Annotated in this window: 21 protein-coding genes; 7 read left to right on the top strand and 14 right to left on the bottom strand. The window is 71.0% G+C overall.

Translation table 11 applies throughout. The annotated features are described in order from the left end of the window. Positions 1-80: 80 nt before the first annotated feature. The 9 genes from VMF51_RS22300 to ftsE all read right to left on the bottom strand — a co-directional run bounded on the left by VMF51_RS22300 (position 81) and on the right by ftsE (position 10,315). On the bottom strand, positions 81-866 hold the full coding sequence (locus tag VMF51_RS22300; protein ID WP_325476675.1) for an ABC transporter ATP-binding protein: 786 nt from the start codon (positions 864-866) through the stop codon (positions 81-83). Next, entirely contained in the window at positions 863-1,762 is a 900-nt protein-coding gene (locus VMF51_RS22295; RefSeq protein ID WP_325476674.1) for an ABC transporter permease, read from the bottom strand. Before VMF51_RS22295 ends, VMF51_RS22300 begins: the two co-directional genes overlap by 4 nt. Next, complete coding sequence (locus VMF51_RS22290) at positions 1,759-3,786, bottom strand: glycosyltransferase (RefSeq protein WP_325476673.1); 2,028 nt, start codon at positions 3,784-3,786, stop codon at positions 1,759-1,761. Before VMF51_RS22290 ends, VMF51_RS22295 begins: the two co-directional genes overlap by 4 nt. After that, positions 3,783-4,982, bottom strand: coding sequence for a UDP-galactopyranose mutase (gene glf, locus VMF51_RS22285; protein WP_325476672.1), 1,200 nt, complete (start codon positions 4,980-4,982; stop codon positions 3,783-3,785). Before glf ends, VMF51_RS22290 begins: the two co-directional genes overlap by 4 nt. Positions 4,983-4,988: 6 nt before the next feature. Further along, positions 4,989-5,888 carry a glycosyltransferase family 2 protein gene (locus VMF51_RS22280; RefSeq protein WP_325476671.1) on the bottom strand — a complete coding sequence of 300 codons (900 nt, stop codon included), beginning with the start codon at positions 5,886-5,888 and terminating at the stop codon, positions 4,989-4,991. Beyond that, positions 5,885-6,787, bottom strand: coding sequence for a glycosyltransferase (locus VMF51_RS22275; RefSeq protein ID WP_325476670.1), 903 nt, complete (start codon positions 6,785-6,787; stop codon positions 5,885-5,887). The genes VMF51_RS22280 and VMF51_RS22275 overlap by 4 nt, the downstream gene beginning before the upstream one ends. Positions 6,788-7,335: 548 nt before the next feature. Further along, entirely contained in the window at positions 7,336-8,604 is a 1,269-nt protein-coding gene (locus VMF51_RS22270; protein ID WP_325476669.1) for a M23 family metallopeptidase, read from the bottom strand. A gap of 54 nt (positions 8,605-8,658) precedes the next feature. Next, positions 8,659-9,573, bottom strand: a complete 915-nt coding sequence (gene ftsX, locus VMF51_RS22265; RefSeq protein WP_325476668.1) for a permease-like cell division protein FtsX — start codon at positions 9,571-9,573, stop codon at positions 8,659-8,661. A 52-nt stretch (positions 9,574-9,625) separates the two neighbouring features. Further along, the gene (gene ftsE, locus VMF51_RS22260) at positions 9,626-10,315 is read right to left on the bottom strand and encodes a cell division ATP-binding protein FtsE (RefSeq protein WP_325476667.1); all 690 of its coding nucleotides are present in this window, start codon (positions 10,313-10,315) and stop codon (positions 9,626-9,628) included. Positions 10,316-10,384: 69 nt separating this feature from the next. Here ftsE and VMF51_RS22255 point away from each other — a divergent pair, with 69 nt between their 5' ends. From VMF51_RS22255 to VMF51_RS22235, 5 genes are all read left to right on the top strand, one after another. Beyond that, on the top strand, positions 10,385-11,020 hold the full coding sequence (locus VMF51_RS22255) for a hypothetical protein (RefSeq protein ID WP_325476666.1): 636 nt from the start codon (positions 10,385-10,387) through the stop codon (positions 11,018-11,020). 99 nt (positions 11,021-11,119) lie between these two features. After that, positions 11,120-12,211: an ABC transporter substrate-binding protein gene (locus VMF51_RS22250; RefSeq protein WP_325476665.1), complete on the top strand. Its 1,092-nt coding sequence runs from the start codon at positions 11,120-11,122 to the stop codon at positions 12,209-12,211. Continuing rightward, positions 12,211-13,047, top strand: a complete 837-nt coding sequence (locus tag VMF51_RS22245; RefSeq protein WP_325476664.1) for an ABC transporter permease — start codon at positions 12,211-12,213, stop codon at positions 13,045-13,047. Before VMF51_RS22250 ends, VMF51_RS22245 begins: the two co-directional genes overlap by 1 nt. Beyond that, complete coding sequence (locus VMF51_RS22240; protein WP_325476663.1) at positions 13,023-13,802, top strand: ABC transporter ATP-binding protein; 780 nt, start codon at positions 13,023-13,025, stop codon at positions 13,800-13,802. Before VMF51_RS22245 ends, VMF51_RS22240 begins: the two co-directional genes overlap by 25 nt. Positions 13,803-13,804: 2 nt before the next feature. Continuing rightward, positions 13,805-15,148, top strand: coding sequence for an LLM class flavin-dependent oxidoreductase (locus VMF51_RS22235; RefSeq protein WP_325476706.1), 1,344 nt, complete (start codon positions 13,805-13,807; stop codon positions 15,146-15,148). Here the strand turns inward: VMF51_RS22235 and VMF51_RS22230 are convergent. From VMF51_RS22230 to VMF51_RS22215, 4 genes are all read right to left on the bottom strand, one after another. After that, a complete protein-coding gene (locus VMF51_RS22230; protein ID WP_325476662.1) occupies positions 15,115-15,972 on the bottom strand; it encodes a DUF72 domain-containing protein in 858 nt (285 codons plus the stop codon). The two genes, VMF51_RS22235 and VMF51_RS22230, sit on opposite strands and share 34 nt — an antisense overlap. Positions 15,973-16,201: 229 nt before the next feature. After that, positions 16,202-17,491 carry an HNH endonuclease gene (locus VMF51_RS22225; RefSeq protein WP_325476661.1) on the bottom strand — a complete coding sequence of 430 codons (1,290 nt, stop codon included), beginning with the start codon at positions 17,489-17,491 and terminating at the stop codon, positions 16,202-16,204. 595 nt (positions 17,492-18,086) lie between these two features. After that, positions 18,087-19,205 (bottom strand): peptide chain release factor 2, encoded by a 1,119-nt coding sequence (gene prfB / locus VMF51_RS22220; RefSeq protein ID WP_325476660.1) that lies wholly within the window; start codon positions 19,203-19,205, stop codon positions 18,087-18,089. A 34-nt stretch (positions 19,206-19,239) separates the two neighbouring features. Next, entirely contained in the window at positions 19,240-19,683 is a 444-nt protein-coding gene (locus VMF51_RS22215) for a CAP domain-containing protein (RefSeq protein WP_325476659.1), read from the bottom strand. A gap of 171 nt (positions 19,684-19,854) precedes the next feature. Here VMF51_RS22215 and VMF51_RS22210 point away from each other — a divergent pair, with 171 nt between their 5' ends. Both VMF51_RS22210 and VMF51_RS22205 read left to right on the top strand, forming a co-directional pair. Next, on the top strand, positions 19,855-21,009 hold the full coding sequence (locus VMF51_RS22210; RefSeq protein ID WP_325476658.1) for a glycoside hydrolase family 6 protein: 1,155 nt from the start codon (positions 19,855-19,857) through the stop codon (positions 21,007-21,009). Between the two features lie 9 nt (positions 21,010-21,018). Continuing rightward, positions 21,019-21,372 (top strand): VOC family protein, encoded by a 354-nt coding sequence (locus VMF51_RS22205; RefSeq protein WP_325476657.1) that lies wholly within the window; start codon positions 21,019-21,021, stop codon positions 21,370-21,372. A 6-nt stretch (positions 21,373-21,378) separates the two neighbouring features. Here the strand turns inward: VMF51_RS22205 and VMF51_RS22200 are convergent, their stop codons facing one another. Then, positions 21,379-24,171 carry a hypothetical protein gene (locus tag VMF51_RS22200; RefSeq protein WP_325476656.1) on the bottom strand — a complete coding sequence of 931 codons (2,793 nt, stop codon included), beginning with the start codon at positions 24,169-24,171 and terminating at the stop codon, positions 21,379-21,381. Positions 24,172-24,250 lie beyond the last annotated feature (79 nt).

Genomic DNA, 24,250 nt, shown 5'->3' with positions numbered 1-24,250 from the left:
CCGGAGGGGGTCCGGAGACGCGAAAAACGCCGGCCCAGCGCGCTTGTCTGCGCGCCGGGCCGGCGTTGTCGAGCTCTGCCTCAGATATCCGAGGCGAGCTCCTCGTCCATCTGGTCCTCGGTGTCCGGCTCGTCGTCGGAGCCGTCGTAGTGCAGGTAGCGGATGCCCTCGGCGACCGCGCCGTCGTACCCGACGCGACCCTTCTCCAGGACGATCACCCGGTCGCACATCCGGCGGACCGAGCCGGCGGAGTGGGAGACGTAGAACATCGTGATGCCGCTCTCGCGGATCTCCTGCATCCGCTTGAGGCACTTGCGCTTGAAGGGCCGGTCCCCCACCGCGAGCACCTCGTCGGCGACGAAGATGTCGCAGTCGACGTGGACGGCGACGGAGAACCCGAGCCGCGCGAACATGCCGGAGGAGTAGTTGCCGACGGGGGTGTCGAGGAACCGCCCGACGTCGGCGAAGCCCGCGATGTCGTCGAACTTGGCGTCGGTCTCCTGCTGGTTCATCCCCAGGATGGCGGCGTTCATGTAGATGTTCTCGCGCCCGGTGAGCTGCGGGTGGAAGCCGGCGCCGGTGGCGATCAGCCCGGAGATCCGCCCCCGGGTCAGCACCTGGCCCTGGTCGGGCCGCATCACGCCGCAGATCAGCTTCAGCAGGGTGCTCTTGCCGGAGCCGTTGAGCCCCATCAGTCCGATCGACTGACCCTGCGGCACCTCGAAGGAGACGTTCGAGAGCGCGGAGAAGGTGTCGCCGGTCTCCGCGCCCTGCATGCGGGCCATGATCTTCTTCTTCAGCGTGCGCTGGTACTGCAGCGAGAACTGCTTGGAGACGTCGTCGACGACGATCGAGGTCACGCTCACGTCATCATCTCCGGCACCTTGCTCTCCAGCCGGGTGAAGACCCACTGGGCGACGGCCAGGAGCACCAGACCCACGGCCAGCATGATGAACCCGCGCGACCACAGGTCCGGCGGGAACGACTCGGCGTACGTCGTCTCGTCGGTCGTCGTGTACCAGAAGCCCCGCTGCATCAGCAGCACCGCCTCCGTGACCGGGCTCAGCATGTAGATCGTGTGCCCGAGGTCGCCGCCGAACCGCTCGTCGATCAGGGAGTACGGGTACATCATCGGCACGGTGAACGGCAGCATGTTGATGAAGGTCTGCACGATCCGGCCGAAGTCGCGCAGCAGCACGTTGAAGACCGAGAACATCAGGCCCAGCGCCGTGCCGATGACGAGCATCAGCGCGAAGCCCAGCAGGGCGGCCGCGAAGCCCACCAGGTCCGGGTCCCAGCCGGCGATCATGCAGGCCCCGCTGAGGATGATCAGCTGCGGGAGCGTGTGGTAGAGCGAGACCAGCATCGAGGCGAACGGGAAGAGCTCGCGGGGCATCGCCATCTTCTGCACGACGGCCTTGTTCTTCAGCAGCGAGCGGGTGCCGGACATCACCGTCTCGGTGAAGTAGTGCACCAGGACCATCCCCGCGAACAGGTGGATGGCGAAGTTCTCGACGCCCAGACCGCGGCCCAGCACCATGCCGAAGACGAAGTAGAACGTCATGAACCGGATGGCCGGGTTGATGTAGGACCAGGCCAGGCCGAAGAACGACCGGGCGTAGCGCGCCTGGATCTCCCGGCGCACCATCAGCCGGAGCAGGTAGCGCCGGCGGAAGGCCTCGAGCAGCCCGCTGGTCGTCCCCGGCGGGGCGAGCGGGACGTGCGCGAGGTCGTGGCGCTGGGTGACGGTGTCGGTGGTCATCGTGCCTCCGTCTGCTCCTCGCCGGTCCAGGGCGCGAACGTCCGGTCCCAGGCCTCCGGCGAGGTCACCTCGCCCAGCTTCTCGCGGTACTCGCGCGCCAGCCGCGGCCACTCGCGCCGCAGCCGCTCGTGGATCTCGAGCGTGTGCTTGAGCTGGTCGCGGTACTGCTCCGGGTCGCGCCGGTAGAGCGCGGCCGAGGTGCCGTCGTTCATGGACACGATCGCGGAGTCGAAGGCCGCCAGGCGGTACCACTTGGCGTCCATCGCGCGCACCTCCACCTCGGGGTGCGACCGGGACAGCGCCCGGGCCGGCTTGAGGTGGCGCACGGGGGCGAGGCCGGCCGTGATCAGGCGGGACAGCCGGCTCGGGACCTCGGAGATGTCACGACCCTTGCGCGGCAGCTTGTCGCGGCGTACCGGCGGGAAGTCGTCGAGGTCCTCGTGCAGCTGCGCGTCGAGGTACTCCTTGCGGAACGCGTTGATCTCGGCCAGCCGGGTCGGCAGCATCGCGTGCAGCCCGTCGGGGCCGGCGAGCACGTCCTCCAGGGCCAGGTGCCGGATCGCGACCGTGGAGTACTGCATCGAGACCAGGTGGGCGATCGAGTGGTTGAGGTTCTCCCGGATCAGCCGCCCGCCGCGGGGGTACGTCGAGTGCAGCAGCGCCGCCACGAACCGGTTGCGGACGTGGAAGTAGGCCTGCCAGTCGAGGGCGTCGTTCTTGTCGACCCACGGGACGTGCCAGACCGCCGCGCCCGGGAAGGTGACCGTGGGGAAGCCCGCCGCCTTGGCCCGCAGGCCGAACTCGGAGTCGTCCCACTTCAGGAACAGGGGCAGCGACAGGCCGACCTCCTCGAGCACGACCCGCGGGATCAGGCAGGAGAACCAGCCGTTGAAGTCGACGTCGACCCGCTTGTGCAGCCAGCGGGCGGAGCGGATGTTGCGCGCCGCGAGGTCCCAGTCCTTGTAGCCGTCGGTCGGCGTCTGCCACCAGAACCGCCACGGCTGGATGATCTCGCCGAAGCTGTGCAGGCTGGAACGGGAGAACAGGCTGAACATGTGGCCGCCCACGATCGTGGGGCGGCGAGCCAGGTCGCCGAAGGTGACCTGGCGGATGATGCCCTCGGTCTCGCAGACGACGTCGTCGTCCATCATCAGCGCGTACGTCGCGGTGCCCTTGCGGACCGACTCCAGCTGGCCGCGGGCATAGCCGCCGGACCCGCCGAGGTTGCCCTGCTCGACGATCCGCAGCGTGTCACCCAGGGCGCCCGCGGCCTTCGCGTAGTGCTCGGAGTCGACGACCTTGTCGGTGCCCTGCTCCATCACGAAGACGGTGTCGAGGTAGGGCTGGAGCTCCTCGGCGTCGCCCAGCTGGCCCAGCAGCTTGGCGCAGAAGTCGGGCCGGTTCATCGTGGTGATCGCGATGTCGGCCGTCCCGTGGGCGGCGCGGTCGGCGGGGACCTGCGCGGTCCACTCGGCCGACTCGACGACGACGTCCTCGTCACTCGCGACCACGTCGTACCAGTACCAGCCGCCGTCCACGAACGGCTTGAGCGTCAGGTCGAAGGTGAAGGAGCCGCCCTCCGCGGACTCGGTGGTCGCGGCGTCGATGCGCTGCGAGCGGCCGTTGGCCGTCGACTTGTAGACCAGGACCGTGGCTCCGCGCCCGACGAGCCGCACCGTCAGGGAGACCTCGTCGACGATGGTCCAGCGCCGCCAGTAGCTGGCGGGGAAGGCGTTGAAGTAGCTGCCGAACGAGACCCGCTCCCCCGACCGGACCCGGAAGGCCGTGCGCGACTCGATCTGGTCGGGATGCATGGTCCGACCGGTCGAGGTCGACTGGCGCAGCGCCGCGTTGTTGAGGTCCTTGGCGGCCTGGTTGCCGCCGACCTCGTACTTGTCGGCGTCCAGCCGGGCTTCCTCGGGGTCGAGGTAGAGCGCCAGGACGTCGAAGTCCCGGTCGAGCGGCATGATCTGCCGCTGCAGCAGCCTCGTGGTCGTGGCGGTACTGATGTCAGGGCTGCTCACTCGTCGACTCCTCCGCTCGTCAGGGGGGCACCCTCCGCGAAGTGCGGCCTGAGCTTGTTCTCGAACATGGAGAGCGCCGAGCCGATCGCCATGTGCATGTCAAGGTACTGGTAGGTCCCCAGCCGGCCGCCGAAGAGCACCATCGGCTCCCGCTTGGCCAGCTCGCGGTACTTCAGCAGCGTGGCGCGGTCCTCGGCCGTGTTGACCGGGTAGTACGGCTCGTCGCCCTCCTCGGCGAAGCGGCTGTACTCGTGCACGATCACGCTCTTGCCGGGCAGGTGGGTCGTGGTCCGCTCGGGGTGGAAGTGCTTGAACTCGATGATCCGCGTGTACGGCGTCTCGCGGTCGTTGTAGTTGACCACGCCCGTGCCCTGGAAGTCGTCGACGTCGACGACGCTCTCCTCCAGGTCGACGGTGCGCCAGGAGAGCCGGCCCTCGGCGTTGCCGAAGTACTCGTCGACGGGGCCGGTGTAGACGATCGGGACCTGGCCCTTGTACGTGTCGGCCACGTCGAAGAAGTCGGTCTCGAGGCGGACCTCGATGTTGGGGTGTTCGGCCATCCGCGTGAGCCAGGCCGTGTAGCCGTCGACCGGCAGGCCCTCGTGGGTGTCGTTGAACCACCGGTTGTCGAAGGTGTAGCGCACCGGGAGGCGGGTGATGATGTCCGCGCTCAGCTCGGTGGGGTCGGTCTGCCACTGCTTGGCGGTGTAGCCCTTGATGAACGCCTCGTACAGCGGGCGCCCGATCAGGCTGATCGCCTTCTCCTCGAGGTTGGTCGCCTCCGACGTCTCGAACTCGGCCGCCTGCTCGGCGATCAGCGCCCGGGCCTCGTCGGGGGTGTGGGACTGACCGAAGAACTGGTTGATCAGCCCCAGGTTCATGGGCAAGGAGTAGACCTGACCTTGGTACTTCCCGAACACGCGGTGCTTGTAGTCGGTGAAGCTCGTGAACCGGTTGACGTACTCCCACACCTTCTCGTTGGAGGTGTGGAACAGGTGCGCGCCGTACTTGTGCACCTCGACGCCGGTCTCGGCGTTCCGCTCGGAGTAGGCGTTGCCGCCGAGGTGGGAACGACGCTCCAGGACCAGGACCCGCAGCCCCAGCTCGGTCGCGCAGCGCTCGGCGACGGTCAGGCCGAAGAAGCCGGAGCCGACGACGACGAGGTCGGGGAGGTCGGAGAGATCAGCGGTGGACACGATCCGTCAGTCTACGGACGACGAGGGAAGCCTCCGCATTCCGCGCGCCGAGCGGATGGCACGGATCACGTTGCGTGCCTCACCCCGCCCCCCGCGCACCGGGCTGAGCGCCACGACCACCGCCGCGACCAGCCACGGCTTGAGGCGGACCGGGAGGTTCTCGCCGTACCGGAAGTGCACGACGAACAGGTTGCGGTACATGTAGAACCCCTTCCAGCCCGAGAGGTCGTGCTGCTGGTCGAAGTCCAGCTGGCGCACCAGGACCGCGTCGCGCACCCCCCAGATCCGGTAGCCGGCCCGCCGCGCGCGGATCGCCAGGTCCACGTCGTCGTAGAAGATGAAGTACGACGGGTCTGGCAGCCCGACCCGGTCGATCACCTCGCGGCGGACCAGGAACCCCTCGAACGCGACGTTCTCGAGCTCCACGCGCTCCGGCATCCGCGAGCGCTCGCCGTACGTCGTCTCGACCATGGCGGTCTTCGGCTTGATCGCCAGCGGGTTGCGCAGGTCGAAGCGGAGCGCGGCCTTCTCGACCAGGTGGCCGTTCCGGTCCTCGCGGACGGCGGCCAGGCAGGGTTCGTCGGTGGCCATCAGCACCGTGAGGCAGTCGGGCGCGGGGACGACGTCGTCGTCCATCAGCCAGAACCGGTCGAAGCCCTTCTCGTGGGCGATCTGGACGCCGAGGTGGAAGCCGCCAGCCCCGCCGAGATTCTCGTCGGTGCGCAGCACGACCAGGCCGGGGTTGGTGGCGCGGGCCAGCACGTCGGGGGTGTGGTCGGTGCTGGCGTTGTCGATCACGACGATGCCGTCCGGCAGGCGCTCCAGGGCGGCCAGCCCCGCGAGCATGCCCTCGAGCAGGTCGGCGCGGTTGTAGGTGACCACGACGACCGCGACGGTCTCACTCACAGGTACCTCCGGTGTCCGGTGAAGTCGCCGCGGAGGCCGGCGTACATGCCGCGGGCGCTGAGCCGCAGCCGCGCCGCGCTGGGGCGGGTCAGGGTGTAGAACCACAGCGTCTTGGCCACGAAGGCCAGCGCGTGCGGCCAGCCGCGGTAGGTGCGCAGGTTGACCAGGTTGTTGCGGGCCATGCAGTAGTGCTTCAGGTCGCTCGGGCTGTGGTTGTACGTCGTCCGCCCGAACGCCATCGGGGTGCCGAGCTCGCCCACGCTGGGGTGCCGGACCCGCGCGGCGGGGACCGTAGCGATCCGGGCGTGGGCGGCCTCGGCGCGCAGGCGGTACTCGTGGTCGTCGCCCCAGATGAAGAACTCCTCGCGGGGCAGGCCGATCCGCTCGACCAGCTCACGGGTCACCAGGACGCCGTTGAACGGGATCACGATGTCGTCGAGGCGGCCGCCCCGGGCCGCGCGGTCGACGTCGGACACCCGGTGCGCGACGCTCGCCGAGCCGGGCAGCCGGATCGGGAAGACCAGCCGCTCGGGGTCGTCCTGGTCGACGACGACCGGGCCCCAGAAGTCCAGGTCGCGCTCGGCCAGCAGCAGCGCCAGGCAGTCGCGGTCGGGCAGCCCGTCGTCGTCCATCAGCCAGGCCAGGTCGGCCCCGCGCTCCATCGCCCAGGCCAGGCCGGCGTGGAAGCCGCCCGCGCCACCGCGGTTCTCCGGAAGCGTGCGGGCCTGCACCCGCGGGTCGTCGTACGACGCGAGCCAGGTGCCGGTGCCGTCGGTCGAGGCGTTGTCGACCACCAGCACCTCGACCAGCCCCTCGACCTCGCCCAGGCGGATGAGCAGCCGCTCCAGCAGCTCCCGGCGGTTGAAGGTCACCACCACCGCCACCACACGCTGCTTCACAGGGGACACCCTAGATAGTCACCGCTCCCCGACGCTGGTTGAGGTGCGAAGGACGAAGTCCCGAGCCTCGAAACCCCGTACGACGACAGACGGCCCCGATCAGCGCTGCTCCTCGGCTCACCGGGTTTCGAGGCTCCTCCACTCCTACGTCGCTCCGGAGCACCTCAACCAGCGTCCCGACGCAGGCCCTGACGCTGGTTGAGGTGCGAAGGACGAAGTCCTGAGCCTCGAAACCCCGTGCGCCGGCAGACGGCCTCGATCGGCGCTGCTTCTCGGCTCACCGGGTTTCGAGGCTCCTCCACTCCTTCGTCGCTCCGGAGCACCTCAACCAGCGTCCCGAAGCAGGCCCCGACGCTGGTTGAGGCGCGAAGGACGAAGTCCTGAGCCTCGAAACCCGGTACGACGACAGACGGCCCCGATCGGCGCCGCTTCTCGACTCACCGGGTTTCGAGGCTCCTCCACTCCTGCGTCGCTCCGGAGCACCTCAACCAGCGACCCGTCGCTCCGGAGCACCTCAACCAGCGTCCCGGAGCACCTCAACCAGCGACTCAGATCCAGTTCATCGGGTTCACGGCGTTGCCGTTGGCCAGCACGGTGAAGTGCAGGTGGCAGCCGGTCGACCAGCCGGTGGAGCCGACGTACCCGACGACCTGGCCGCGGCGGACCCGGTCGCCCGGACCCACGGTGTAGCGGGTGGCGTGGTTGTAGACGGCGGTGAGGAACTTGTCGTTGGCGCGGCCGACGTTGACGTAGAGCCGGTTGCCGTAGACCGAGGACCAGTACGACTGCATCACGGTGCCGTCGGCGACCGCGCGCAGCGGGGTGCCGCAGCCGGCACCGAAGTCGGTGCCGTCGTGCAGGCCCCAGTAGTGGTAGATCGGGTGCTCGCGGTAGCCGAACGGGGAGGTGACCCGCGCCCCGGCGACCGGGGAGCTGAGGAAGCCGTCGCTCTGGCCGGTGTAGCCGCCGCCGCGGCGCGCGGCGCGGCGGGCCGCCTCCAGGATCTGCTCCTTGATCTTCGCCTCGCGCTTCTTCAGCTGGCGCAGCACCAGGCGGTCGTGCTGCTGGGCGGCACCGGCGGCGCGGCGGGCGGCGCGGGCCTGGTCGAACAGCCCGGCGACCTCGGCCCGGGCGCTCGCAGCCTCGGCGGTGAGGGTCTGCATGGTCTCGACGTGCGCGGCCGCGGCGGCCTGCTGCTCGGCGACCGCCTGCTGCGCGGCCTCGACCTGGGTCTCGCGCACCCGGAGCAGCACCTCGATGCTGCGCAGCTCGTCGTACGCCGCGTCCTCCTTGGCGACCATCGTGTCGTTGGCCTGGACCCGCCGCAGCAGGTCGTTGGGGTCGTCGGCGGAGAGGATCGACGCGAGCCCGAGCAGACGCGGGTCGCCCTCGGTGTAGAGCCCGGTCACCCGGTCGACGAAGCGGGCGCGCTGGTCCTTGACCGCCTGCTCCCCCGCCGTGAGGTCGGCACGGGCCTCGGCCAACCGTGCCTCGGCCTCGGCGAGCTTGGTGCGCAGCTCGGCGTCGCGGGCCTGGGCGGCGGTCAGCTTGGCGCGGGCGACGGCGTACTCGTCCTGGGCGGCGTCGAGCTTGGCCTGGGCGGCCTCCAGCCGGGCGGCCGCCCGGCGGACCTCCTTGCTGGAGTGCTCGAGGTCGTCGTGGGCGTGCTCGATCTGCTTCTCGACCTTGTTCTGCTCGCCCTTCAGGTCGTCGTCAGCGGCCTGGGCCAGCGGAACGGCCGTCGCGCCGATCGCCAGTGCGCAGGCCAGGACGGCCGCGGACAGGCGGGGGCGCGAGGCGCTGGGGAAGTAGCGCACCGGGTCTGCCTTCGAGTTCGGGGAAGAGGGCGCAGCGACGGTAACCCGCGCGGATCAGACTTTGATGTATTTGCGCGTCAGCAGGAGTGTCGGCAGCAGGGTGAGCACCGGCCCGAGGATGGCGATGACGATCGCGGCCGTCGTCGTGTCCCCCCAGCTGATCCACGGGATGAACTCCAGGGTGTCGGCGAGACGGCCCTCGACGCCGAAGTGGATCAGCGCGGCGAGCGCCCCGCCCGCCAGCAGCACGCTGATCGCGGCGATCACCACCGCCTCGAGCAGGAACGGCAGGGTGATGTAGATGGTCGAGGCGCCCACCAGGCGCATGATCCCGATCTCCTTGCGGCGGGCGAACGCGGCCAACCGGATCGTGTTGGCGACCAGCAGCAGGGCCGCCACCACGAGGACGATCGCGATGCCGAGCGAGCCGTCGCGGAGGGTGTCGATGATGTCGAACATCGGTTCCACCAGCTCGCGCTGGTCGTTGACGCCCGCGACCCCGTCGAGGCCCTGCACGGAGCTGGTGACGCCCTCGTACTTCTGGGGGTCCTTCAACGTGATCCAGATCTGCTGGGGCATGTCGTCGGCGGTGATGGCGGCGTTCGGACCCTCCAGGTAGTCCTCGTCGTACATCTCCTTGAGCTCCTCGAACGCCTGCTCCTTGGTCTCGAAGCGGGTGCTCTCGACCTCCGGGCTGTCGTCGATGACGGCCTGGACGGCGGCGATCTGCGCCTGGTCGGCCTCGGCCGCGCACGCGGGGTTGCTCCGGTCGTTGTCCCGGCAGAGCGTGACCGCGATCTCGAACTCGTTGCCGAACCGGTCCTCGACGAGCTGCGCCTGGTCGCGCAGCAGCACGCCCGCGCCGACCAGCGACAGCGACACGAACAGGGTCAGGACGACGGCGATGTGCATGGACAGGTTGCGGCGCAACCCCTGTCCGAGCTCGGTGAAGACGTAGCGCAGCTGCATGAGGGTGGAAGGACTCCTGGATCGGGGGTACGACGGGTCGCGGGCGGGCGGGTCAGTGCTGGAAGCCGTAGACGCCCTGGGCCTGGTCGCGGACCACGCGGCCGTGGTCGAGCTCCACGACGCGCTTGCGCATCTGGTCGACGATGCCGTGGTCGTGGGTGGCCATCACGACGGTGGTGCCGGTGCGGTTGATCCGGTCGAGGAGCTTCATGATGCCGACCGAGGTGGTCGGGTCGAGGTTGCCGGTGGGCTCGTCGGCGATCAGGATCATCGGCCGGTTCACGAACGCCCGGGCGACCGCCACGCGCTGCTGCTCGCCGCCGGAGAGCTCGTCGGGCATCCGGTCGCCCTTGCCGTCGAGGCCCACCATCTCCAGGGTCTCGGGCACCAGGTTGCGGATGTCGGAGCGCGAGCGCCCGATCACCTGCAGGGCGAAGGCGACGTTCTCGCTCACCGTCTTGTTCTGCAGCAGCCGGAAGTCCTGGAAGACGGTGCCGATCTGGCGCCGCAGCCGCGGCACCTTCCAGCTGGCGAGGCGGTTGATCTCCTTGCCCGCGACGTACACCCGGCCCGACGTCGGCCGCGTCTCGCGCAGCACGAGGCGCAGGGCCGTCGACTTGCCCGAGCCGGACGTGCCGACGAGGAAGACGAACTCGCCCTTCTCCACGTCCACCGACACCTGGTCGAGCGCGGGGCTGCCCGTGCCGGGGTAGGACTTGGTGACCTTCTCGAAGCGAATCACCCACGAGACGTTACGCGAGGTTCCTGAGGACGGCGCGGACCCTGGACACTGTTTCTCTACGCTGTGAGCGTGCCCACCGCCGTCCGCTCGCTGCTCGCAGCCGTGCTGGCGACCGTGGCCAGCGTCGCGATCGGCGTCGTGGCGACCGGTCCGGACGATCCCGACCCGGCGCCGCCGGCCCCGGCCGACCTCGCCCTGGCCGATCTCGACACCTCCGTCCTGGCCGCCCACCGGACCGGGTTCTGCCCCGCGATCACCGCGGCACAGGTCGCCGGCGCGCTCGGCGGCGAGCCCGCCGGGAGCGCGTCGTACGACAACGGCGACGAGGTGCCGATCGCCGCGGAGGTGACCGACGTCGCCCACGAGTTCGGCTGCTCGTGGACGGCCGCCGACGGCGCCGTGGCCCGCGGCTGGGTCTTCGCCCCGCCGGTCTCGGCCGAGCGGGCCGCGCGGCTCGCCCGCGCCGCGACCCAGGCCCCGGGCTGCCGGCCCCTGCCCGAGGCGTCGGCGTACGGCGTCTCCTCGGTCGCCGTGGTCTGCGCGGACGAGGGCCTCCGGACCGTCTCGCACCGCGGTCTCTTCGGCGACGCCTGGCTCTCCTGCTCGCTGAGCGCCCCCACCGCGGTCCCCCGGGACGAGCTCGTCGACCGGGCGGACCGCTGGTGCGCGGCCGTCGCGCTCGCGAGCGCCTCCGACCCCGCCTGAGCCGCGCCCCGGTCCGCCCCACTGAGCGGACGCCGGTAGCCATGCCTCCATAAATGTGTATTAATTTGCTCGACTTTGTCATTTATGCGAAGGAGAGCCATGCACCCCCCGCAGCCGATCTCGGGCCGCCCCACCGCCCGCCGCCGTCGCTTCCCGACCCTGGCGCTGGCCGTGGCCTGCCTGACCGTGCCGTTCGTGCTCGTCGCCTGCGGCGGTGAGGACGACGGTCCCCGGCTGGAGCTGAGCGCCGCCCTCCCCGAGCAGAGCCCGCAGGACACCGTCCTGCGCGTCGGCGACCCCGCGACCCAGACCGCGCTGGAGCTCTCCGGACTCGACGAGGAGCTGGACGTCGAGGTCGAGTGGGCCAACATCAGCGGCGGGCCGAAGACCCTCGAGGCGTTCCGCGGGGACGCGCTCGACCTCGGCGCCGTCGCCGACATCCCGCCGCTGTTCGCCCAGTGGACCGGCACGGACGTCAAGATCGTCGCCGCCCGCGAGACGGTCGACCCGCTCGAGCACCCGACGTACGAGCTCGGCGTCGCGCCCGGCGCCGGCGTCGAGGAGCCGGCCGACCTGCGTGGCAAGAGGATCGCCTACTCCCCCGGGCAGGCGCAGGGCTCGGTCGTCCTGCGGGTGCTGCGGGAGGCGGGCCTGACCCAGGACGACGTCGAACTGGTCGAGATGGCGAGCGTCGACGACGTCTACGTCAACGCCCTCGGCAGCGGCCAGGTCGACGTCGCGCCGCTGGGGCAGGCGCTGGTCCCGCCGTACCTCGCCAAGTACGAGCAGGACGGCGGCACCACGATCTCCCCCGGGGTCCGCGACGACGCCTGGACGCTCTACGCGCCGACCGCGGTGATCGAGGACGCCGACAAGGCCGCCGCGATCAAGGAGTACGTCGGCGTCTGGGCGCTGGCGCAGCAGTGGATCGCGACGCATCCCGACGAGTTCGCGCAGGGCTACTACGTCGAGCACGAGGGTCTCGCCGAGGAGGACGCGCGGGCGATCGTCGAGGCGCTCGGCACGTTCGAGGTGCCGACCGACTGGACCGACGTGATCTCCCGACACCAGGAGATCGCCGACCTGCTCGCCGAGGAGCAGGACCGCGAGCCGCTCGACCTGGCCGACCTCTACGACCGGCGCTACGAGAAGGTCATCGCCGAGTCGATCGCCGCGAACGGGGGCGCGTGATGACCGTGACCCTGGAAGCACCCGCCCACGTCTCGCCGGTCGTCGACGAGCGCGTCGTCGGGCGGCGCCTGGGCCCGGGTCGCCGGGTGCCGTTCGCCATCGTGCTCGGTCCGGTCCTGCTGGTCCTCGCCTGGTGCATCGGGTCCGCGACCGGCGCGCTCGACCCGCGCACCCTGACCGAGCCGTGGACGGTCCTGGCGACCGCCCGCGACCTCGTCGAGAGCGGCCGGCTGCAGGAGAACCTGCTGACCTCGGCCACCCGGGTCGGCCTGGGACTGGCGCTCGGCATCGTCGTGGGGCTCGGGCTGGCCCTGGTGGCCGGCCTGTCGCGCCTCGGCGAGGCCGTCATCGACGGCCCCGTGCAGGTGAAGCGGTCCATCCCCAGCCTCGCGCTGATCCCCCTGCTCATCCTGTGGCTCGGGATCAACGAGGAGATGAAGGTCGTCACCATCGCGCTCGGCGTGATCGTGCCGGTCTACATCCACACCCACAACGGCCTGCGCGGGATCGACCACCGCTACGCCGAGCTCGCCGAGACCGTCGGGGTGGGCCGGACCGAGTTCGTACGCAGCGTGGTGCTGCCCGGGGCGCTGCCGGGCTTCCTGCTCGGCCTGCGCTTCGCGGTGACCTCCGCGCTCCTGGCCCTGGTGGTCGTCGAGCAGGTCAACTCCACCAGCGGGATCGGCTACATGATCACGCTGGCCTCCAGCTACGGCCAGACCGACGTCATCGTCGTCGGACTGGTGCTGTACGCCGCGCTCGGCCTGCTGGCCGACGGGGCGATCCGACTCGTCGAGAGGAAGGCACTGTCATGGCGTCGCACGCTGGGAGGCTGAGCTCCCCCACCACCGCCGTCCGGGTCCGCGGACTGCGTCGCAGCTTCAGCGAGGCCGGCGGCGTACTCAACGGGCTGGACCTGGACATCGCCGCGGGCGAGTTCGTCGCGCTCATCGGACGCAGCGGCAGCGGCAAGAGCACGCTGCTGCGGAGCCTGGCCGGTCTCGACCGCGACGTCGCCGGCTCGGGCACCGTCGAGGTGCCCGAGCAGGTGTCGGTGGTCTTCCAGGACTCCCGGCTGCTGCCCTGGCGTCGGGTCCTCGACAACGTCACCTTCGGGCTGCGCGAGAAGCACGCCGGCGCCCGCGGTCGGCAGGCCCTGGAGGAGGTCGGCCTCGCCGGCCGCGAACGGGCCTGGCCGCACGAGCTGTCCGGCGGCGAGCAGCAGCGGGCGGCCCTGGCCCGCTCGCTGGTGCGCGAGCCGCAGCTGCTGCTCGCCGACGAGCCCTTCGGCGCCCTCGACGCGCTGACCCGGATCCGGATGCACGTGCTGCTGAAGCGGCTCTGCGCGACCCACCGGCCCGCGGTCCTGCTGGTCACCCACGACGTCGACGAGGCGATCGTCCTCGCCGACCGGGTGATCGTGCTCGACGACGGCGTGGTCGCGTCCGACCTGCGCGTCGAGATCGGCGGGCGGCGTACCCAGGCCGACCCGCAGTTCGCCGCCCTGCGCACGCGGCTGCTGGCCGAGCTGGGCGTCGAGGACGACCAGCAGCTCACCGGGGCCGACTACGAGCGGAGGGCCGCATCGTGACCATGCACCTCAACCTGTTCATCTATCCCGGCGGCCACCACGAGGCGGCGTGGCGACATCCCGACTCCGACCCGGCGAGCGTCCTCGACATCGGCTACTACCAGCGACTCGCCCAGCGGGCCGAGGAGGCGCGGTTCGACGCGATCTTCTTCGCCGACGGCCCCGCGCTCGCCGACAACATCCGCTACGCATCCCGCTTCCGACTCGAGCCGCTCACCTGGATGTCGGCGATCGCGGCCGTGACGAGCCGCATCGGGCTGATCGGCACGGCGTCGACGACGTACTACGAGCCGTACAACCTGGCCCGGCTCTTCGCCTCCCTCGACCACCTCTCGGGCGGCCGGGCGGGGTGGAACATCGTCACCACGGGTGCGCCCGACGCGGCCTACAACTTCGGGCTGGCCGAGCACCCCGTGCACGCGGAGCGCTACGCGCGCGCCGACGAGTTCGTCGACGTGGTCACGAAGCTCTGGGACAGCTGGGAGGACGAGGCGTACGTCGCCGACGCCGTGAGCGGGGTGTTCGCCGACACCGACCGGATCCACGCGATCGACCACGTCGGCAAGCACTTCTCGGTCGCGGGTCCGCTCAACACGGCGCGCTCCCCGCAGGGGCGGCCGGTCTACGTGCAGGCGGGCTCCTCCGACGACGGCCGCGGCTTCGCGGCCCGGTGGGCGGAGGCGATCTTCACCGCCCACCAGACCCTCGGCAACGCGCAGGAGTTCTACCGCGACATCAAGGACCGGGCGCGGCGGCTCGGCCGTCCGCCGCAGCAGGTGAAGGTGCTGCCGGGGATCAGCCCGGTGATCGGCTCCACCGTCCGCGAGGCCGAGGAGCGGTACGAGGACCTGAACGCGCTCACGCAGCCGGCGTACTCCCTGGAGCAGCTGTACCGGCTGACGGGCGCCGACCTCTCGTCGTACGACCTCGACGGGCCGTTCCCCCGGCACCTGGTGGACGTGCGCGGGGACCGGGCGGTGAGCAGCCGCTCGCAGCTGGTCCTCGACATCGTCGACCGCGAGCAGCCGACCATCCGTCAGCTGCTGCACCGGCTCGCCGGCGCGCGGGGTCACCGCGTGGTCGTGGGGACGCCGGAGCTGATCGCCGACCAGATGCAGGAGTGGTACGAGAACGGCGCCGCGGACGGCTTCAACGTCATGCCGCCGTGGCTCAGCGGCGGCTTCGAGCTGTTCGCCGACGAGGTGGTCCCGCTGCTGCGCCGGCGCGGCCTGTTCCGCTACGAGTACGGCGGCAGCACCCTGCGCGACCACTTCGGGCTGACCCGCCCGCCGAGCCAGTACGCCGCCCGGTATCAGCGCGCCGTCGCCGTCGCGAAGGGAGCGTGATCTGTGCCCAGGAGCTCCTGGAGCCGTTCGGCGTCGTGCGGGGCGTGGCCCCGCGCGTCGTTGTCGAAGTAGACCACCACCTCGTCGACATCGCCGCCCTCCGCCCACGACCGGCACCGCTCGGCCCACCGGCGCAGGGCGGCGTCGTCGTACCCGCTGGCGTAGAGCTCGGTGTCGCCGTGCAGCCGCACGTAGATCAGGTCGCTGGTCACCGCCTCGGCCATCGGGAAGCGGCCCGCCGTGTCGGCCACCACGCACGCCACGTCGTGCTCGCGGAGCAGGGCGAAGGCCTCGTCGGTGCAGTACGTCGGGCTGCGGAACTCCAGCGCGTGCCGCACCGGCAGGTCCAGGTCGGTGCTCGTGACGGTCCGGTCGTCGGCCAGCTTGTCGTCGTGCCGGCGGGCCAGGTCGGCCACCTCCTGCGTGGTGCGCGGCAGCTGCTCGAAGAACGCGGCGAGCAGCCCGGCGTCGTACTCCAGCCGCTCGGGGAGCTGCCACAGGATCGGGCCGAGCTTGGCTCCGAGCGCGAGGACGCCGCTGGCGAAGAAGTTCGCCAGCGGCGCCTCGACGTCGCGCAGCCGCTTCATATGGGTCACGTAGCGCCCGCCCTTGACCGCGAAGACGAAGCCGTCAGGCGTCTCCGCCGCCCAGCGTGCGTACGACGTCGGCCGCTGGAGCGAGTAGAAGGACCCGTTGATCTCGATGCTGCCGAGCCGCCCCGCGGCATACGCCAGCTCCTCGCGCTTCTTGAGCCCGCGCGGGTAGTAGTCGCCCCGCCAGCGGGCGTACGACCAGCCCGAGATGCCGACCCTGATCACGCCCATGCCGGGCCGGTACCCGTGTCCCGCACCCCACGACGCGGGTTCGTGACGCGGGTTCGTGACGCTGGTTGAGGTGCGAAGGACGAAGTCCTGAGCCTCGAAACCCGGCGAGGTGAGAAGCAGCCTTTGGTCGACGCGGTCGTTCGACTCGCCAGGTTTCGAGGCTCGCTCCGCTCGCACCTCAACCAGCGACGGAGTGGCGTGCCTGTAGCCCTGCCGGGCGGTGCCGCGGTCAGGGCTGCAGGGTGTCGAGCGGGCTGGTGCCGAGATGGTCGCGCTGGAAGAGCAGACCGTTGGGTGTACGCCACACGAACGAGGTGTCGTCGATCTTGTCGTAGCGCCATCGCGTATGGGTCTTCGCCCGATGATGTCGCCGGCACAAGGGTGCGATGTTGCAGTCACACGTCGGACCGCCACGCGCGGCGGGATCGATGTGGTCGCAGTCCGCCCGCCGAGCTCGTCTCTGGCACCACGGGAACACGCACGTGTGTTGCAGCAGGACCTGACGCTCACGCAACCGGTCCGGGACCTCGTAGGCATCCACGTGCACGTGATCGGCCAGGTCGATGACCGGCCTCACCACCACCTGCGTGTCCGGGTTCGCACACCAGGAGCGCACCTGCTCGGCCGACACGAAGGAGCGGGTCTCCTCCACCCGGGCGAGGTCCAGATCGGTGCTAGCACCAGCGAGGGCCGCTTCGGAGAGATGCACGTGCAACAGCACTTGGCGGGCCTTGGGCCGATCCTCCGGCTCCGCCGCCGCCAGGTCGAGCGAGAGCTGGCGCCGAGCCAGGTCGCCGACGGCGATGGAGCGCCGTACGTCCAACGGGGCGTCCAGACCGAGCGCGCCGAGGTCGCGCGCGCGTCTGGCGACGGCGTCTTCGAGGTCGAGGGCGTCGGCGAGGTCGAGGGTGCCGTGGACGTCGACGCAGCCGTCGAAGGAGACCTGGCGGGTCTCGATGTCGAAGTGCCGTCCCTCCTGCGCGGCGACCTGACGGGCGAGGGCTTCGTCGGGGTCGAACCGGACCCGGGCCTCCTCGACCGTGCGGTCGAGCTGCGCGATCGAGACCTTGTGCGCCACGGACGCCAGGTGAGCGTCGACGTAGGCGGCGCCTGCCATGGGCAGGTCGAGGGTGGTCTTCGCGATCCGGCGGGCCTTCCACACCGGCAAGTCGAGGGACTGCACGCGGGCGTAGATGCGCGGGAGGCGGTGCGCCAGCTCGACCGCCTCACCCAAGAACATCCGACCCGCGTCGGAGGACAGGCCGAGCGCGGCGGCGAACTCCAGCACGGAGAACTCCGCCACCAGCGGGGCACCCTCGCCGGCGATCGTCAGCGACTCCTCAGCGCCCGGGACCAGGACTGCCGCATCGTCGTACGAATCCGTCGAGTGCATCCCCGCCCAGGCCACCGCGGCGGCCAGCTGCTGGGCGGCACCCCGGGCCTCCGCCTGCCGCGCGGCGCCCACGTAGGCGAGCAACGCGGATGCGTTGTCGCAGTCGTGGAGTTCCCGAGTGGCCATACAAAGATGGTAGGCGCGGGCACCGACAGTCCGCGTTCGTCATCCACAGCGGCTGGGAGTGCTCGCTCGCCGCTGCTTCTCGGCTCGCTGGGTTTCGAGGCTCGGCGCTGGAGCGCCTCACACCTCAACCAGCGTCACGTTCGACGCCCGTCGTACCCGGCGCAGCTTCTCGGCTCACTGGGTTTCGAGGCTCAGGACTTCGTCCTTCGCACCTCAACCAGCGTCACTTGGCGTCCGTCGTACTCGCTTCTCCTTCGCTGCGGTGACCACAGCGGTCGACCCGAAGCAGCCGCCAACCTGCAGGCGACCGCGACCAGGTACGACGAGTGCCGCACGCGGTGACCCCGTTATCTCTGTGATCTTCGAAGCAGCCGCGTGCCGAACCGCGACAGCAACCCAGCGCCGTACCGACGCCGATTCTCGGCTCACGGGGTTTCGAGGCTCAGGACTTCGTCCTTCACACCTCAACCAGCCTCACGTTCGACGCCCGTCGTACCCGGCGCTGCTTCTCGGCTGGCCGGGTTTCGAGGCTCAGGACTTCGTCCTTTGCACCTCAACCAGCGTCTCGCACCTCGACCGGCGTCGGGCGAGGAGGTCAGTTCTCGGCGGCCTTCTCGGCGCCGCGGCGCCAGCGGATGCCGGCTTCGAGGAAGCCGTCGAGGTCGCCGTCGAAGACGGAGGAGGGGTTGCCCTCCTCGTAGCCGGTGCGCAGGTCCTTGACGATCTGGTACGGGTTCAGGACGTAGTTGCGCATCTGGTCGCCCCAGCTGGCCTGGACGTCGCCGCGCATGGAGTCGAGGTGGGCCTTCTCCTCGGCCTTCTTCAGCGCGAGGAGCTTGGCCTTCAGCACGATCATCGCGCTGGCCTTGTTCTGCAGCTGGCTCTTCTCGTTCTGGCAGGAGACGACGGTGCCGGTGGGGATGTGGGTCAGCCGGACGGCGGAGTCGGTGGTGTTGACCGACTGGCCGCCGGGGCCGCCGGAGCGGTAGACGTCGACGCGGATCTCCTCGTCGGGGACGTCGATCTCGTCGGTCTGCTCCAGGACCGGCACGACCTCGACGGCCGCGAACGACGTCTGGCGCCGGCCCTGGTTGTCGAACGGGCTGATCCGGACGAGGCGGTGCGTACCGGCCTCGACGGAGAGCGTGCCGTAGGTGTACGGCGCGTGGATGGCGAAGGTGGCCGACTTCAGGCCGGCCTCCTCGGCGTACGACGTCTCGAAGACCTCGACCTTGTAGTCGTGCTGCTCGGCCCAGCGGACGTACATCCGCATCAGCATCTCGGCGAAGTCGGCGGCGTCGACGCCACCGGCGCCGGCACGGATCGACACGAGCGCCTCGCGGGCGTCGTACTCGCCGTTGAGCAGGGTGCGGACCTCGAGCGACTCGACGGCCTTCTTGACCTTCTCCAGCTCGCGCTCGGCCTCGGCGAGCGACTCCTCGTCGCCCTCCTCCCGGCCGAGCTCGGCCATGATGCCGACGTCCTCGATCCGCCCGAGCAGCTCGTTGAAGCGGTCGAGGGTGCCCTGGAGCGCGGAGAGCGCGCCGGTGATCCGGGTGGCGCGGTCGACGTCGTCCCAGAGGTCGGGGGCGGCGACCTGGTCGCTGAGGTCGGCGATGTCCCGCTGCATCGCGTCCAGGTCGAGGACCTGGCCGATGGTGCCCATCGTCGCCTGGAGCTGCTTGACCTCTACGTCGTAATCACGGCCTGCCACGATGGACAAGGTTACGGCGCGGCGGTGACAACTCCTACTTGCGACCGAACACCTGGGCGACGTACCACTGGCCGCCGCCCTTGCGGGCGCCGATCGCCATCAGCCGGTAGCGCGGCTGGAGGATGTTCGCACGGTGTCCGTCGGAGTTCATCCAGCCGCGGACGACGGCGCGGCCGCTGGGGAACCCGTAGGCGACGTTCTCGCCGACCATGCTCATGCGGCACCGGCGCAGGATCGGCCCGAGGTCCTGGTGGTACATGCGGCGCTGGGCCGCCATCCGCTTCGCCTGCCGGACGGCGAAGCGCTGCAGGCACTTGTTCTTGCGCAGGTCCACCCGGTCGCGCTGGTCGCGCTCGGCGTTCGTGGCTCGGTGGGCGACGTTGCCGTAGCGCTGCTCGGGGGTCGCAGCCTGGGCGGGGACGGTGGTCGCCACGAGGAGCGCGACCAGGAGGGGGGTCAGCAGTCGGATCAGACGCATCTCGCCACCGTACGGCGCTCGCCACCTCGATGCGAAGGCCTGGATTCGGCCGAACCCGACGCGGGACGGCTCCGGGCAGGGTTCAATTCCGCGAGGACTCAGGTCTCCGGGTGCCTGGCCGATGTAGCCGCCACCCGTCTCGAGAGGAGCGCCCCGCGGGGCGCATGCAGGATGACCCACCGCACCCGTCGTACCGCCGTGCTGCTGGCGCTGGCCGCGCTCGTGGCCGGTCTGCTGACGACCCCCACCACGGCCGCGACCCCGTCCGCGCGTGCCGGCGGCGCCGAGGTCTGGCAGCGCGTGCAGCAGCCGCACGTCGAGAACCCGACGAACCCGCTCGCCGGACGCCTCTGGGGCGTCTACAGCGGACCGCAGGACCAGGTCACCGCGCCGTACCAGCGCGCCCGGGGCCGCAAGAAGCGGCTCATCGCGACGATCGCGCTGCGCCCGCGCACGAAGTGGTACGGCGCCTTCGTCCCCGACGCGTCCATCCGCGACCAGGTCACCAAGTACATCGCCTCCTCGCAGGCCGGCGACCCCGAGAAGCTGGTGCAGCTCGCCGTGTTCCGGATGAAGCCGTGGGAGGGCGAGGCGTGCGTCCGACGCTCGACGACGGCGGAGAAGCGCAGCTACCGGCGCTGGATCAACCAGCTGGCCGCCGGGATCGGCAGCACCCCGACCGCGGTCGTCATGCAGCCCGACATGCCGTTCCTGTGGTGCGCCCCCGACCGGAAGGCCAAGGCGCGGCTGCTGACCTGGGCCACCCAGCGGCTCTCCGCACTCCCCCGGACCAGCGTCTACCTCGACGCCGGCGCCGCCGACTGGTGCCAGAACGAGCGGGGCGCGAACCCCGAGACCTGCGCGCAGGCACTGAAGCTGACCGGCGTCCGGTACGCCCGCGGCTTCGCCCTCGACTCCACGCACTACAACGGCGCGGCCGAGAACGTGCGGCACGGCGTCGCGATCGTCGACATCCTGCGCCGCGACGGCTACGGCACGAAACACTTCATCGTCGACACCGCCAAGAGCGGCCGGCCGATGACGTGGCCCGAGGTCATCCCCGCCTCGCGTCGTGACCTCAAGGACAACGCCCGGGTGTGCACGCGGGCGAGCATGCGCCGCTGCGTGACCCTCGGCATCCCGCCCACGGCCCGCCCGGGGAGCCCCGAGTGGGGCCTTCCCGAGGACGTCCGGAAGGCGGCGGCGACGTACGTCGACGGCTTCTTGTGGTTCGGCCGGCCCTGGCTGTTCAACCAGGCCGACCCGTTCGTCACGAGCCGCGCGGTCGCGATGGCACGGACGACGCCCTGGCCCGGTCCGGCGTAACGTCGGCCCATGGCCATCGCCCACTCCCCCAGCTTCGTCTTCGACTGCCCCGACGCGCCCGCCCTCGCGGGGTTCTACGCCGAGCTGCTCGGCTGGCAGGCCGAGCCCAACGAGGACTGGGTCGACGTCCGTGGCGACGGCCGCTGCCTGTCCTTCCAGCAGGTCGAGGACTACCGCGCGCCGACGTGGCCGAGCCAGGACGTCCCGCAGCAGCTGCACCTGGACGTGGTGGTCGACGACCTCGACGCGGCCGAGCCCCAGGTCCTCGCGCTCGGCGCCACGCTGGCCGAGCATCAGCCCGGCGACACCTTCCGGGTCTTCCTCGACCCCGCCGGGCACCCGTTCTGCCTCTGCCTCACCTGAGCCGGATCACTCCCCGACGAACACGCTCATCGCGCTCATCCGGATCTTGTCGGAGTACGTCGTCAGCTTGATCGACCCGCCGAGCTCGACCTCCGGGCCGACCTCGAGGCCGACGTCCTTGACCCCGCCCTGCCCGTCGGTCTCCAGGTAGACGACGCTGTCGAACGACGCGACGCTGGGGATCTGCGCCTTGCCGCCGACGAAGATCGTGGCCCCGTTGGCCTTCCAGCCCTGTTCGTACTTGGCGTAGCCCTCGAGGAAGCCGTAGGCGCCGAGGGACGACTCCAGGGAGAACTTCTCGCAGCTGGCCTTGAACTTCGTCACCAGCAGGTCCACCTCGAAGGCGAGCTTCGAGATGTCGGAGTCCGGCGCGCAGGCGACGGGATCCGACGCGTCGAGGTCGGCCTCCTGCGGATCGTCGAGCGGGTCGCTGCCGTTGCACTCCTCCTCCCGGGGCATGGCGAATCCGGTGGCGTTCACGTTGATCGCGGCGTGGTACATCTTCTGCACCAGGTTGGCCTCCGCCTGGAGTCCGGCGAGCTTGAACGCGACCGGGTTGCTCAGCTGGGCCTGAAGTCCGGTGAAGACCGGCCAGGCGACCTCGTGGTAGTCCCGCACGGCGGCGTACCACCGGCCGGTCCGGCGGCGCCACTCGGCGAACACCGCCCGCGAGCTGCCGCACGAGGTCTCGGTGCCGTTGTAGTCGCAGTAGGCGTGGTCCGGGAAGACGTCCTGGCAGGCGTTCGGCGAGAGCGCCGCGTCCTGGGCGGCGTCCAGCTCGGCGTACGCCTCGGCGACGGCGAGGTCGCCGTCGGAGCCGATGTGGCGGATCACGTCGCCGATCCGCTGCCGGGCGATCGGGTGCAGGTCCTCGTCGCGGAGCTGGGCGATGGTCGTCCCGATCTCGCGTTGGACGGCCTGGTGCCGGGCGAACAGCGCGTCCTCCTGCTGGTCCCAGTAGCCCATCCAGCCGTCGCCGGCCGACAGCTCTTCGAGACTGTCGGGGAGCTCGGGCAGGGTCAGACCGCCCTGGAGCCCGCGGCTGAGGTCGAACACGTCGCTCGCCGGCACCCGGGAGGAGCGGTACGGCGCGCTGTCGGGGTGGTCCTCCAGCGGATCGGGGTCGTCGGTCTTGCGCAGCGACCGGCGCAGGTGCGGGAGGGCGGCCTCCTTGCCCGAGCGGAACTGCACCACGGCGGCCAGCTCCTCGTGGACGAGCGGGTTCTGCGGGGCGTGCAGCAGGGCGCGGCGCAGGTGCTGCTCGGCGTTGCCGTAGTCGCCCATCAGCGCCCACGCGTGCGCGACGTTGGTGAGCCGGACCGCCTCCTGGTCGAGCCCCACGGCCGGACCCGGCGGGAGCTCACCGGCCCGGCGCCCGAACGCGATCGCCCACTCCGGCCGGTCCAGCCCGTTGGCCGCGACGGCCGCGTTGGACAGGTGCACCGGGTCGTTCGGCGCGAGCTCGTGGCCGCGCAGGGCGATGGCGAGTGCAGCGACTGCATGGTTGCTCGCGAACGCGGTGACCAGCACGTCGTCGATCACCTCGGGGTCCTGGACGGTCAGGAACTCCTGCCACGCTGCCCGCTGGGACTCGTCGAACCGGCTCTCCACGTACGCCGTGGCGGCGGCCAGCGCGGCGGCGTACGTCGGGATCGGCCGGGTGCCGAGGGACCGCGGCGGGAAGTCCTTGACGCGCTCCGGGTCGACCGGTGCCTCCCTGCTCTCGCGCCATATCTCGAGCGCGTCGGTGAAGACTTCACCACCCGACGGCTCCGCGACGACCCGGATCTTCGCGCTCAGCTCACGCACCACTCCCCCGACGGTGAGCCGGGCGCGGACCGTGAGTTCTCCGGGTGCGAGCGGTGCCCTCCAGCGCAGCACCGGCGTACGGGTGGCGCCGGCCGCGAGGGCGGTGACGGTGGTGCCGAGACCGCCCGCGACCGCCGTCAGCTCGTCGGGCGGCGTGACCCGCTCGCCCGCACTCGGCGGGGTGACGACGAGCGCGGCCGTGTCGATGGCGGTGGTCGCGGTGACCGGGAGCCGGACGTCGAAGACCGAGCCGGTGAGCACCCAGTCCGGCGTCTGGAGGCTGAGCTCGCCGTCGCGCGGGAACTCGTCGTCGAGCGGCGGCGGTGGCGTGGACCGGACCGTCACCGTGACGGTCGGGCTGGTGGCGGCGCCGCGCCCGGCGTACGCGATCGCGACCGCGCGGACCCGCACCGGTCCGGCCGCGGCGAAGGTGGTGCGCAGGGTCGCGAGCCCGGTCCGGTCCGTGGTCGCCCGGCCGATGGCCGCCCAGCCGGAGCCCTGCTGGCGCTGGAACTCCACGGTCCGCCCGGCCTGGGCGGGACGCACCCGAGCCAGTAGCCGACTCGGCTGGCCGACCATCGCCGTACCGCCGTCGACGCCGAGCTCGACCGTGCCCGGCGCCTTCGGCCGGACGGTGACCACCGTGGTCGCCGTCCGGGCACGCTGACCCCGGTGTGCCCGGGCGGTCGCCCGCACCGTGACTCGGCCCGCGGTGGGGAACGACGTCGCGATCCGGACGCTCCCCTTCCGGTCGGTGCGGCCACTGCCGACCGTGACCCAGCGCTGGCCGCTCTTGCGCTGGACGACGACAGGGCGCTTCGCGCGAGCGGGCGTGATACGGACGGTCAGCACCGTCCGCTGACCGACCTCGACGGCGCCCGGTGCGGTGAGCCGTACCCCGGCCCGAGCGGCCGACGCATTCGAGGCGCTCAGGACGGTGACGGCGAGCAGGAGCGCGAGCAGGGGGACGAGAAGACGGTGGAGTCGCACCGCCGCATCGTGACGTCGAGAGCGTCCCGTCCGGCAGGGCTCGGTGTCCCCTTCGGCCGGGCGGCTTCGCCGAGGCCGA

The organism is Nocardioides sp. (genome assembly GCF_035503875.1).
Lineage (GTDB): Bacteria > Actinomycetota > Actinomycetes > Propionibacteriales > Nocardioidaceae > Nocardioides.
This window is presented reverse-complemented; position numbering and strand designations above follow the sequence as displayed.

Bases quoted from the DNA above. Each gene is read 5' to 3' on its own strand.
- VMF51_RS22295 (WP_325476674.1), bottom strand. From the start codon at position 1,762: ATGACCACCGACACCGTCACCCAGCGCCACGACCTCGCGCACGTCCCG.
- ftsX (WP_325476668.1), bottom strand. From the start codon at position 9,573: ATGCAGCTGCGCTACGTCTTCACCGAGCTCGGACAGGGGTTGCGCCGC.
- VMF51_RS22250 (WP_325476665.1), top strand. From the start codon at position 11,120: ATGCACCCCCCGCAGCCGATCTCGGGCCGCCCCACCGCCCGCCGCCGT.
- VMF51_RS22245 (WP_325476664.1), top strand. From the start codon at position 12,211: ATGACCGTGACCCTGGAAGCACCCGCCCACGTCTCGCCGGTCGTCGAC.
- VMF51_RS22240 (WP_325476663.1), top strand. From the start codon at position 13,023: ATGGCGTCGCACGCTGGGAGGCTGAGCTCCCCCACCACCGCCGTCCGG.
- VMF51_RS22235 (WP_325476706.1), top strand. From the start codon at position 13,805: ATGCACCTCAACCTGTTCATCTATCCCGGCGGCCACCACGAGGCGGCG.
- VMF51_RS22230 (WP_325476662.1), bottom strand. From the start codon at position 15,972: ATGGGCGTGATCAGGGTCGGCATCTCGGGCTGGTCGTACGCCCGCTGG.
- VMF51_RS22225 (WP_325476661.1), bottom strand. From the start codon at position 17,491: ATGGCCACTCGGGAACTCCACGACTGCGACAACGCATCCGCGTTGCTC.
- VMF51_RS22215 (WP_325476659.1), bottom strand. From the start codon at position 19,683: ATGCGTCTGATCCGACTGCTGACCCCCCTCCTGGTCGCGCTCCTCGTG.
- VMF51_RS22210 (WP_325476658.1), top strand. From the start codon at position 19,855: ATGACCCACCGCACCCGTCGTACCGCCGTGCTGCTGGCGCTGGCCGCG.
- VMF51_RS22205 (WP_325476657.1), top strand. From the start codon at position 21,019: ATGGCCATCGCCCACTCCCCCAGCTTCGTCTTCGACTGCCCCGACGCG.